Origin of the sequence: Kribbella sp. NPDC050820 (assembly GCF_040653975.1) — a bacterium.
In the GTDB taxonomy this organism is placed as follows: domain Bacteria; phylum Actinomycetota; class Actinomycetes; order Propionibacteriales; family Kribbellaceae; genus Kribbella.
In genome coordinates this window covers 1-11,155 of the sequence record NZ_JBFAHB010000137.1, presented here as the reverse complement: position 1 = coordinate 11,155, position 11,155 = coordinate 1, and the positions used below count along the sequence as shown (strand labels likewise).

Sequence of the window (11,155 nt, the reverse complement as noted above, 5' to 3'; positions counted from 1 at the left end):
TCGTCGACCTCGCGGGGCTCCTGGAGTCCTGCGAGGTCGACGGCTTCCGCGCGGACTTCCTGAGCTGGGGCCACTACCGCCCGGAGTACTGGCGCAACTACTGGCACACCCACTCCTTCCATGAGGTCTGCCTCGCCTACTCCGGCGCCGGCCGCTTCAATTCCGGCTCCTCGCAGTACGAGGTGTACCCGGGTGCTGTCTTCCTCGCCCGTCCAGGCGACGTCCACGAAATCGAGTCCAGTCACTCGGAGCCTTTGGGCATCGCCTTCTGGGGCTTCACGTTCCGGCCGGGCTCGGACCAACCGGGGTGGTGGTCAGGGCTGACTCGACAGGACGGGCCGGTGATGTCCGACCGGGTCGGCTCGTTGCCGGCTCTCATCACTGCGTTGGCGGCTGAGGCTGCGGCGCCGGTGTCCGGTTACAGCGCCGCGCTTGCGGCGCTGGGGGCCACGCTGGTGATGGAGACGTCCAGAGCGTTCGCCCTGGACGACGATCTCGCAGTAGAACCGGTACGGCGTGACCGCGGACCGCTCGTGGTCGAGGCGATGCAACGCCACCTCCGCGACAACCTCTCCCGCCCGATCACCGTCCGGGACGTCGCCGCCGTAGCCCACCTGTCCGAACGCCACGCCGAACGCCTCTTCCACCAGCAAACCGGCGCGTCGATCATGTCCACCGTGCGCCGGCTACGCCTCGAACTGGCCGCCCAACTCCTGCTGGACCCGTCGTTGACCGTCACCGAAGTAGCCCGAGCCTGCGGGTACTCCGACGTACGCCCCTTCTCCACCGCCTTCCGCCGCCACTACGGCCGAACCCCAGGCAACCACCGCCAAACCGGCGGCACCGAGTTCATGTAGTCCTGCCCAGCGCGACTGGTTCTAGACGACGCCTGTTCGGTGGTGTCGGTTCGTAGGACCGACTGCTGGTGGAACTTCTTCTCGTAGGTGTCGCGAATTTTCTGCGGCCGTCGCGGTCGTCTTGCCCAGGTGCATCATGCGGTTGGTCCCCCAAGAAGTCGTGGTGTGGCTGGAACGTTAACCGCGCAATCACGGTAAAAAGCGGCTCCCGCCGAGCTCTGCCCGCTCGGCCGGGCAACTGTGCCCGAAGGATCTGTCACTCAGAGTAGTCAATCAACATCATGGACAGGGCAGACCGTGACTGCTCAAATGCATCCAGGTATTTCCGCCGTACTCCTGGAGGAGACATATGAGGGGTCGCCTCAGCCGTATCGCCGGCGTCATCGCGCTGGCGCTCGGCCTCGCAGCCACATCCCTGGTTCCCGCGTCCGCCATCACCGGAGGCGAGCCGGACGGAAACGGCCATCCGAACGTCGGCCTGATCCTGTTCTACATGCCTGACGGACGCTTCCGCTGTACGGCGACCCTGGTGTCGCCGACGGTGCTGGTGACCGCAGCGCACTGCACGAAGGGCACGCTGGGCAAGACACTGATCACGTTCGACTCGGTGATCGCCGAGCAGCCGCCGTCGCCGTTCCCGGTCGCGGCGGACCCGTCGAAGGGCTACACGCAGGCCGAGCTCGAGAAGGCCGGCTACAAGTCCGGTACGGCGGCCACGCACCCGCAGTACTCCGATTTCACCGATCTGGACAACTGGAACGACGTCGGTGTGATCGTGCTCGACCGGCCGGTGACGAACATCGCTCCGGCCAAGATCGCCCCGGCCAACTACCTCAACGCCTACCAGCAGCCGAAGCTGAACAGCACCATCTTCCTGTCGGTCGGCTACGGCACCGAGGTCCGCAAGGCCGACTCCGGCCCGCAGAAGCCGACGCCGATGTCGTACCCGCTGCTGCGCCGCCGGGCCGAGGAGCCCGGCCAGAAGCTCACCCCGCAGATCCTGCAGGTGAACGGCAACGAGAACGACAACCGCGGCACCGGGGGCACCTGCTTCGGTGACTCCGGCGGCCCGACGTACCACGGTGGCTACGTCGTGACCGTGACCAGCTACGGCTACACGCAGAACTGCCGCTACCTCGACGGTCTGCAGCGGATCGACATCAAGGTCGTCCAGGACTGGCTGAAGACGTTCGGCGTACCGATCGGCTGACGCTCGTCGTTACTGGTGCCGCGACCCGTGTCAGTGGGGTCGCGGCACCAGTGCTGTCCGGGCTGCTACCGACGTCTCCAGACACCGACAACGACCACCAGCCCTGCCAACGACGGCAGGAAGCCGATCACGCCGTGCAGTGGCGGGACGATCGTCGTGTACGCCTCCCCGCCGACGGACAGCCCAATCAGCTGAACCGTCGCCCCGACGGCGAACAGCGTGGTGCAGATCGCCCGGACCCGGCGCGAGGTCCGCGCCACAGCCACGATCGACCACACCCAGCCGACAAGCCCGAGTACGCCGACGGCGACCAGGTAGATCGTGATTGCGTTCCGGTCCTTGGTCACCAGATTGGCTGACCAGTCCGGGTACGCGGCCCGCACGTGATCCCCGATGGTGTCGACCGTCATGAGGTCGACGACCGGGGCCAGCGTTGCGACCACGGTCAGCAGCAGCCCGCCGTACAGCGCCCGCCGGACGTACGACGCCGTCCGTGCCGACGCGGTGATGGTGCTCATCCGAAACTTCCTCCCCACGTCATTCTTACAACGTAAGATTGACTCTATACTTACGCCGTAAGAATCTTCAAGCGAGGAGCCTCGAGTGAGTCGCCGTACCCCTGGTCAGCGCGTCGGCCTTACCCGTGAGGCGGTGCTGCGGGCCGCGCTGGCACTCGCCGATCGCGAAGGGCTGAAGGCTCTCTCGATGCGCCGGCTCGGAGCGGAGTTGGACGTCGAGGCGATGACGCTCTACCACCACGTGCCGAGCAAGGACGCGCTGCTGGACGGTCTGGTCGAGCTGCTGGTCGCACCGATCGCCCCACCGGCGTTCGAGGCGGGCTCATGGCAGGAGGCCCTGCATGCCTACGCGAGCGAGCTCCGCACCACCCTGCTCGCCCACCCGAACGTCATCCCCCTGGTCGCGTCCCGGCCGGCCGTCACCGCGCAGAACCTGCAGGTGATGGAGGCCGCCCTGGAGAGCATGCGAGCCGCCGGACTGCAGCCTGCCGACGCTCTGGACGTGCTGTACGCAGTGACCGGCTTCGTCCTGGGACACGTCGTCACGTCACCGGACGGCGACCCCGTGGACCAGCTGGACGCGCTGGACCCGGCCGAGTACCCGCTGCTGGCGGAAGCGGTGAGCAAAGCGTCTCCCAGAGGCACTGAGGCCCGCTTCGAGTTCGCTCTCGACGCCTTGCTGTCCGGACTCGAGCCGAACGCGCTAGACTGATCACATGCGAGTGAGCCTGCTCCTTAGTTAGCCGTACTGGCAACCAGGCGCCTGAGCGCCGGTCAGTGCGGCAACCCCTCCTGCGCGAGGGGCTCTTCTTTTTTAGGGCACTGTCATTTCGCGGTGTGCCTTCTGGCAGATTTAGGCTCAACCAACACACGAAATACATGGAGTAGGACCGTGAGCGAGCAGGTGGAGGACGCCCCGATCGACCGGGGTGGGTACGACTTCAACGTCCTGCAGGCCAAGTGGCGGCCGGTATGGGAGAAGCTGGACCCGTTCAAGACGCGCGACGACGGCTCCGCGGAGCGTCGGTATGCGCTCACGATGTTCTCCTACCCCTCCGGCGACCTGCACATGGGCCACGCCGAGGTGTTCGCGCTGCACGACGTGCTGGCGCGCTACTGGTTCCAACAGGGGTACGACGTCCTGAACCCGATCGGCTGGGACTCGTTCGGGCTGCCGGCCGAGAACGCGGCGATCAAGCGCAACGAGCACCCGGCGACGTACACCTACGGCAACATCGAGACCCAGGCGGAGTCGATCCGGCGCTACGGCCTGAGCTTCGACTGGTCGCGCCGGCTGCACACGTCCGACCCGGAGTACTACCGGTGGACGCAGTGGCTGTTCCTGCGGTTCTACGAGCGCGGTCTGGCCTACCGCAAGGCGTCGTACGTGAACTGGTGCCCGAACGACCAGACCGTGCTGGCCAACGAGCAGGTCGTGCAGGGCCGGTGCGAGCGGTGCGGGCACGAGGTCACCAAGCGCGAGCTGACCCAGTGGTACTTCAAGATCACCGACTATGCGCAGCGGCTGCTGGACGACATGGAGCTGCTGCAGTGGCCGGAAGAGATCCTGCTGATGCAGCGCAACTGGATCGGCCGGTCCGAGGGCGCCTTCGCGGACTTCCAGGTCGAGGGCCGCGACGAGCCGATCCGGGTGTTCACCACCCGTCCGGACACGCTGTTCGGCGCCACCTTCATGGTGGTCGCGCCGGACGCCAAGCTGGCCGCCGAGCTGGTCACGCCGGAGCAGCGGGAGGCCTTCGACACCTATCTGGCCAAGGTCAAGGGTGAGACCGAGATCGAGCGGCTGAGCACCGAGCGGGAGAAGACCGGTGTCTTCCTGGGCTCGTACGCGATCAACCCGGTGACCGGTGAGCGGATCCCGATCTGGGCCGCCGACTACGTGCTGGCCGACTACGGCACCGGCGCGATCATGGCGGTGCCCGGCCAGGACACCCGGGACTGGGAGTTCGCGGAGAAGTTCGGCCTGCCGATCGTGCGGACCGTGCAGCCGGAGGACGGCTTCGAGGGCAAGGCCTACACGGGCGAGGGCCCGGCGATCAACAGCGCGAACGACGAGATCAGCCTGAACGGGCTGGGCGTCGTCGAGGCCAAGGCGCGGATCAGCGAGTGGCTGCAGAGCAAGGGCCTGGGCGAGAGCACCATCAACTACCGGCTGCGCGACTGGCTGCTGAGCCGGCAGCGGTACTGGGGCTGCCCGATCCCGATCATCCACTGCCCGTCCTGCGGCGAGGTGCCGGTCCCGGACGACCAGCTGCCGATGGAGCTGCCCGACCTGCGCGGCGCCGACCTGGCGCCGAAGGGTGTGTCGCCGCTGGCGGCCGCACGCGAGTGGGTCGAGGTCGACTGCCCCAAGTGCGGCGGCAAGGCCGAGCGGGACACCGACACCATGGACACCTTCGTGGACTCGTCCTGGTACTTCCTGCGCTACCTGTCGCCGGACTACACCGAGGGCCCGTTCGACCCGGCTGCGGCCGAGCGCTGGATGCCGGTGTTCCAGTACGTCGGCGGCAAGGAGCACGCCGTACTGCATCTCCTGTACGCGCGGTTCTTCGTCAAGGCGCTGCACGACATGGGCCTGCTGTCCGCGGTCGAGCCGTTCACCCGGCTGCTGAACCAGGGCCAGGTGATCAACCAGGGCAAGTCGATGAGCAAGTCGCTGGGCAACGGCGTCAACCTGGGCGACCAGATCGACCTGTACGGCGTCGACGCGGTCCGGCTGACCATGGTGTTCGCCGGCCCGCCGTCGGACGACATCGACTGGGCCGACATGTCGCCGGGTGGCGCGCTGAAGTTCCTGCAGCGCGCTTGGCGGCTGGCCGGGTCTGTCGAGGCGCCGCTGGGCTCGGACCCCGCGGCCGGTGACGTCGAGCTGCGCAAGATCACCCACCGGACGGTGGCGGACGCGGCCGAGCTGGTCGACTCGCACCGGTTCAACGTGATGGTGGCCCGGATCATGGAGCTGGTGAACGCGACCCGGAAGGCGATCGACGCCGGACCGGGTGCGGCCGACCCGGCCGTCCGCGAGGCGGTCGAGACGGTGGCGGTGCTGCTGAGCCTGGTCGCGCCGTACACGGCTGAGGACATGTGGGAGACGCTGGGCCACGAGCCGACCGTCGCCAAGGCGGGCTGGCCGAAGGTCGACCCGGCGCTGCTGGTCCAGGACACGGTCACCTGCGTGGTCCAGATCGCCGGCAAGGTGAGGGACCGGCTGGAGGTGTCCCCGGACATCGCCGAGGCCGACCTGGAGCAGCTGGTGCTGGCGTCCGAGGCGGTCCAGAAGGCGCTGGACGGCCGCGGAGTCCGCAAGGTCATCGTCCGCGCGCCGAAGCTGGTGAACATCGTCCCGGCCTAAGCTGACGGGATGCGTTCCGAGCTGATCGATGTCGCGACCGGTGGTAGCGAGGTTGTCTTCGACCTGACGAGCAGGTGCGAGCAGTTCGTCGACCGTGAGGCCCACCAGGCCCAGGGCGACGGACTGCTGCACGTGTTCGTGCCGCACGCGACCGCCGGGATCGCGATCCTGGAGACCGGCGCCGGCAGCGACACCGACCTGCTGGCGGTCCTCGAGGACCTGCTGCCGCGGGACTTCGGCTGGCGGCACCGGCACGGTACGCCGGGGCACGGTCGCGACCACGTGCTGCCGGCGCTGATCCCGCCGTACGCGACGATCCCGGTGCTCGACGGCCGGATGATGCTCGGCACCTGGCAGTCGATCTGCCTGGTCGACACCAACGTGGACAATCCGCGCCGGCAGGTCCGGCTTTCCTGGCTGCCCGGTTAATGGACCACCCGGTAACAAGCGGTTCCGGAATTCTTGTGACTTATCGTGATGTTGCGGGTTGCGTTACGCATGCGAAACACGATTCCGGTTGAATTGCGGTCATGGCAGCGCTTGACACTCTTCGGGCCCAGTGGGCGGGGCTAGGCACCGAACTCCTGATCCGCGCCACGCGCGGCATCTGTGCCGGCAGCCTGTTGAATGCCGACACCGGCCGCGCCGACACCAGCGCGCGGCTCGCGGACTGGGCCGCAGTGCATTCTCTCTACAGCGGTGAAAATGAATCGGCCTCGGTTCGCGCGACCGCTTGAAACACTTATTTTCTGCGCCCGCAGTGATTTCACCCTGAATCATCTCGTTGCTTTTGACAACGGATTCGTGTGATCCAGGCCGCGTTCCGCACGCCGGGCAGGTCCGCCAAGTTCACTCCCGTCACGCTATGTTGTGTCAGGAACGTGAGGCCTCAAGAGGGGTGACGGGCTGTGGCGGACGCGGAAGGCCGGGCTGACGGCGGGCGGAGTTTCGCCGGTCTGCTGCTCGACTTGAGGGTCCATGCCGGGCTGTCCCAGGAGGAGCTGGCCGAGCGGGCGGGGCTGAGTGTGCGCTCCATCCGCGAGATGGAGGCCGGCCGGGTCGCGCGACCGCGGAAGGAATCCGTCCGGCTGCTCGCGACCGCCCTCGGGCTGGAGGGCGATCACGCCGGCAACTTCGTGGCAGCAGCCGGGCACGGGGCGCCCCGGCCGCCCATCTCGGTGGCCGCTCCGGCCGCGACCGGACTGCGCTGGCGGGGCACCCGACCGATCCCCGACGGCCTCGTCGGCCGCGAGCAGGAGCTCGCTGAGCTCGAGGGCCTGCTGCGGCAGAACCGGCTCGTCACGCTCGTCGGTCCCGGCGGCGTCGGGAAGACGGAGCTCGCGCTTGCCGCGGCCGACCGGTTCTCCGGCGCCGACACGACCGTCGTGGTCGTCGACCTCACGACCGTCCATCGCGATGCCGCCGTACCGTCGGCCATCCTGGACGCCTTCGGCACAGCACCGGGTACGTCGGACCTGGACGACGTACTGTCCGGACGCAAACCGGGTGACCTGGTGATCGTCGAGGACAACGCTGAGCACGTGCTCGACGGGGTGGCGACGGTCGCGAACCGGATGGTGCGCAGCTTCCCGGGGGTCGGCGTACTGGTGACGTCGCGGATCCCGCTCGGGCTGCCGGACGAGGTGGTCCGGCGGGTCGCCGTACTCGACGTGCCGGCCAACGACAAGGACTACGCGGAGATCAAGGCCAGCCCGGCCGTGGAGATGTTCTGCCGGCGGGTGGCGCGAGTACGGCCGGACTTCAGCCTGACCGAGGAGAACGCGCCCACCGTGGCCCGGCTGTGCCGCCGGCTGGACGGTCTGCCGCTCGCTCTGGAGCTGGCGGCCGCTCGGGCGGGCTCGCTGTCGGTGGAGACGATCCTGGCTGCGCTGGACGACCGGTTCCGGCTGCTGTCGGGGCCGAGGCGGTTCGGTGCGCCGCACCAGCGCACGCTGGCCGACACGATCGCGTGGAGCGTGGATGCGCTGTCCGACGCCGCTCGGCAGCTGCTCTACCGGGCCTCCGTGCTCGGGTCCCCGTTCACGCTGGACGCAGTGGCGGGCGTGTGTACGGGCGCTCCGATCGACGCGTTCGACGTACCGATGCTGCTGGCCGAGCTGGTGGAGAAGTCGCTGCTGCAGCCGGTGCACGAGTTCGAGCAGCTGTACGGCGCTCGCTACAAGCTGCTGGAGACGATCCGGGAGCACGCGTACGCCGGTCTGTCGTCGCAGGCGGACGACCTGACCGAGTTTCGGGACCGAGCGGTCGCGTGGTGCTCGACGTACGTCCAAGGGCTCGAGGGCGCCTGGTCGTCGCCGGACCGGGACCGGCGCTACCGGGCGGCCCATGCGAACAGCGCGGTGTTCGAGGTCGCGCTGGAGCGTGCGGCCGAGCTGGGGCAGTGGGACGTCGCCGCGCGGATCGTGCTCGGGTTCCGGATCGCGTGGCAGTACCAGGCGAGTGTGGCTGAGAGCGGCATCCGCTGGGCGACGCTGTGCGCGGAGAACGTCACGGACAACGAGGTCAGCGGCAGGCTGCTGACGATTGCCGGCCGGCTGTCCAGCCTGACTGGTGACGTGCGCGGCGCCCGTCGGTACTACGGACAGGCGCGGCAGCTCATGCCCGGCGAGACAGAGATGGGTCTGCTCGCCCGTAGCGGCTGGGTGTCGTCCGGCTCGTACTTGCTCGACACACAGAGCCTGGCCGAGATCCCCGGTCTGGTCGAGGACGCCCGCAAGCACGGCGACGTGCAGCGGTCCGCGACCGTCCAAGGCACCTGCGCCATCGCCCTCATGCGCTGGGGTCGCCTGACCGAGGCCAAGGAGCTGCTGCTCTCCTGGGAGGCCGAGCTGGTCAACCCGGGTGTCTACCCGGACGAGATCGCCTACATGGCGCTCAGCCGGCTGGAGGTTGAGCTGGGCAACCTGACCGAGGCTCGGCGTCGGGCCTTGCTCGCCCGTGAGGTCCAGGCGTCCGACGATCCCGAGCGCACTAAGGTGGCCGGCTGCCTGGCCATGGTCGAGTACCACGAAGGCCGGTACGACGAGGCACGGGCGCTGCTCGACGAGGCGGCCGCCGACATCCGCGGCCACCGGGGGTACTTCGACTACCTGGTGATGCTCTACCGGTCCCGGCTGGCTCGCGAGGCCGGTGACGTGGAGCAGGCGAGGGTCTGCATCCGGGACGCGGTCAACCGGCTGGTGGCCGAAGGGCGGGTCGTCTACCTGCTCGACGTACTCCCCGAGGCTGTGGCCGTGCTGCACGCGCTGGGGCAGACAGCTGCCGGCGACGTGCTGTGCGGTCAGTTGCTGGCTTGGCAGCGCACGATGGACCCGCCGATGGCGCCGACCGCGTGGGCGGTGCTGCAGGAGTCGTGCGACAGCGCATCGGTCGCCGACGGCTGGCCTGAGCCTGACCCCGCGGCCGCGCTGCAGCGGCTGGCGAACGACGTACTCGCCTCGCTTTCGTGACGCGCATCCGCTGAAGCTGCCGGGTAACTGCCGGTTCTTCTGCCTCGTCCTGACATGCCCGCCGGCCGAAGAATTACAGCCGTAGGACAGGTTCCACGAAGCAGAGACCGAAGCCGGGCAGGCAGGGAATGGGCGGTGAACCGTGACGAGGCCATGGTGCTGCGCTGGACTGCCGAACAGCTTGGGGGAGGCGACGCGGAGGGCATCCGGCGGCCGGACGGTGGGGGCGCCGATCGGCTGTCGAGAGCTCCGGAGTGCTGCGGAGTGCGGATCTGTCCTGCCCGAACCGGGTGCCGTGCACCGTCAGGGCACCACACCCGGGGCGGGGTCCCAGCACTGGACCGTGCACACGACACAGGGGACGAGTGTCGGTCCGGCTGACACCGGGAAGCCGGCGGGTTCGGTCACCCGCCGGCGGGGTCAGCCGCTGGGGCCTCCCGGGACCTCGACGAGCTCGCGGTCAGGCCGGTCCTTCGGGGAACCGGCGCGGGGAGTAGCTCGACGAGGACTGAACTCGGCTGACACCGAGGGGGAGTCAGCACAGCACCAAGCGCCGGCCACAGGGGAGCCGGCGGAAGCGGTAGGCGCCGGGTCTCGGGGGAGCCGGCGTGCAGAGGTGAGCGCCGGCCATCGGGGGGCCGGTGTACGGCGTCGGGCACAGGAGAGCCGACGTCGATGAGCATCGGCAAGCCGGCGCTGGGATCCAGCGCCGGCTCGCCGGTGTGAGTGAAGCGGCGTCGAGGCGGTGAGTGGGAGGCCACCGACGAGGCGGCGCTGGTCGGACGCCGGCGAGGCGGCGCGAGTGAGGTGGGCGCCGGCTGGCCGGTGCGAGACAGCAGGGCCAACGGGGCGGCGCGCGGGGTGAGCGCCGACGGCACCCGCAGCGCCGCGAGCGCGGCGGCGGGGAGATATGTGCCGGCGACAGGGGAGCCGGTGAGACGTCGGCTTCGGGGGAGCCGGCGGAGTGAGGCGACGAGCTGACGCACAGGAGGAAGTCAGCACAGCGAGGTGAAGGCCCCGGAGGGGTGGCCTTCACCTCGCTAGCCCGTTGCCGGCTACTTCTTCTTTTTCTTCGCGGTCTTCTCCTCGGCCTCCGCGAGCAGCGCCGCGCTGTCGCCGTACCCGACCATCCAGGACGGCTGGAGCCGGCAGTAGACGATGTCCGGCCCCCAACTCGACGGCGAGCTGCCGTAGAACTTGGTCAGGTGCGCCTCGATCTCGGCGAAGTCCGGGTGCTCCGGGGTCAGGAACTCCACGTCCCCGTGACTGAACACGCCGATCCGCTCGCCGTCGACGTACGAGATGCTCGCCGCCGGCCTCGCCCGCAGGTGCCGCGCCTTCGCCGCCGAACCGGCCGTGCTGAACACCCACCGAGCGTGCAGGAAGTGCCCGTCGACCGCACTGATCCGCGGCTCGCCCCGCGCTGTGACGGTGGCGACGTTGAGCGTGCACATCCCGGTCAGAACCCGCACCAGCGCCTCGGCGTCCAGCTGGCGGGAGCCCGTGATGATGCTGCGCAGATGCTCCGTCGAGCGCTGGTACGCGGCGTCGAGGAGCTCCTGCAGTTCACTGATCTCCGCTGCTGTCTCCTTCATCTTCCGCAGTCTGACACCGCGCGCAGACAAAAGGCGTGTCTCCCGCTCCCACGCCTACTGCGCGGCGCGGTGATCGTGGATGCGGCCGCGCAGGTGCCGCCGGTGGCTTCGCTGTGGCGGTTCACTTCGGAG

General features: G+C 68.9%; 9 protein-coding genes. 7 read left to right on the top strand and 2 right to left on the bottom strand.

The window, feature by feature from the left end; genetic code table 11:
• A partial coding sequence (locus tag AB0H36_RS47225) for an AraC family transcriptional regulator (protein ID WP_360538672.1) occupies window positions 1-857 on the top strand: 857 nt, incomplete at its 5' end.
• A gap of 349 nt (window positions 858-1,206) precedes the next feature.
• A complete protein-coding gene (locus tag AB0H36_RS47220) occupies window positions 1,207-2,067 on the top strand; it encodes a trypsin-like serine protease (RefSeq protein WP_360538669.1) in 861 nt (286 codons plus the stop codon).
• Between the two features lie 65 nt (window positions 2,068-2,132).
• Here the strand turns inward: AB0H36_RS47220 and AB0H36_RS47215 are convergent, their stop codons facing one another.
• Window positions 2,133-2,585, bottom strand: coding sequence for a hypothetical protein (locus AB0H36_RS47215; RefSeq protein WP_360538666.1), 453 nt, complete (start codon window positions 2,583-2,585; stop codon window positions 2,133-2,135).
• A gap of 85 nt (window positions 2,586-2,670) precedes the next feature.
• On the opposite strand from AB0H36_RS47215, the gene AB0H36_RS47210 reads away from it, so the two are divergent.
• The 5 genes from AB0H36_RS47210 (at window position 2,671) to AB0H36_RS47190 (ending at window position 9,428) form a co-directional block, all read left to right on the top strand.
• Complete coding sequence (locus tag AB0H36_RS47210; RefSeq protein ID WP_360538663.1) at window positions 2,671-3,297, top strand: TetR/AcrR family transcriptional regulator C-terminal domain-containing protein; 627 nt, start codon at window positions 2,671-2,673, stop codon at window positions 3,295-3,297.
• 207 nt (window positions 3,298-3,504) lie between these two features.
• Window positions 3,505-5,958 (top strand): leucine--tRNA ligase, encoded by a 2,454-nt coding sequence (gene leuS / locus AB0H36_RS47205; protein ID WP_360538675.1) that lies wholly within the window; start codon window positions 3,505-3,507, stop codon window positions 5,956-5,958.
• Window positions 5,959-5,967: 9 nt separating this feature from the next.
• Window positions 5,968-6,387, top strand: coding sequence for a YjbQ family protein (locus AB0H36_RS47200; RefSeq protein ID WP_360538660.1), 420 nt, complete (start codon window positions 5,968-5,970; stop codon window positions 6,385-6,387).
• Between the two features lie 101 nt (window positions 6,388-6,488).
• Window positions 6,489-6,695: a hypothetical protein gene (locus AB0H36_RS47195; RefSeq protein ID WP_360538657.1), complete on the top strand. Its 207-nt coding sequence runs from the start codon at window positions 6,489-6,491 to the stop codon at window positions 6,693-6,695.
• A gap of 171 nt (window positions 6,696-6,866) precedes the next feature.
• Complete coding sequence (locus tag AB0H36_RS47190) at window positions 6,867-9,428, top strand: helix-turn-helix domain-containing protein (RefSeq protein WP_360538654.1); 2,562 nt, start codon at window positions 6,867-6,869, stop codon at window positions 9,426-9,428.
• 1,055 nt (window positions 9,429-10,483) lie between these two features.
• Here the strand turns inward: AB0H36_RS47190 and AB0H36_RS47185 are convergent.
• Window positions 10,484-11,023, bottom strand: a complete 540-nt coding sequence (locus AB0H36_RS47185; RefSeq protein WP_360538651.1) for a pyridoxamine 5'-phosphate oxidase family protein — start codon at window positions 11,021-11,023, stop codon at window positions 10,484-10,486.
• Between the last annotated feature and the right edge of the window lie 132 nt (window positions 11,024-11,155).

Excerpts from the sequence above, each read along its gene's own strand:
- AB0H36_RS47185 (WP_360538651.1), bottom strand. The coding sequence starts at position 11,023 with ATGAAGGAGACAGCAGCGGAGATCAGTGAACTGCAGGAGCTCCTCGAC.
- AB0H36_RS47220 (WP_360538669.1), top strand. The coding sequence starts at position 1,207 with ATGAGGGGTCGCCTCAGCCGTATCGCCGGCGTCATCGCGCTGGCGCTC.
- AB0H36_RS47195 (WP_360538657.1), top strand. The coding sequence starts at position 6,489 with ATGGCAGCGCTTGACACTCTTCGGGCCCAGTGGGCGGGGCTAGGCACC.
- AB0H36_RS47200 (WP_360538660.1), top strand. The coding sequence starts at position 5,968 with ATGCGTTCCGAGCTGATCGATGTCGCGACCGGTGGTAGCGAGGTTGTC.
- AB0H36_RS47215 (WP_360538666.1), bottom strand. The coding sequence starts at position 2,585 with ATGAGCACCATCACCGCGTCGGCACGGACGGCGTCGTACGTCCGGCGG.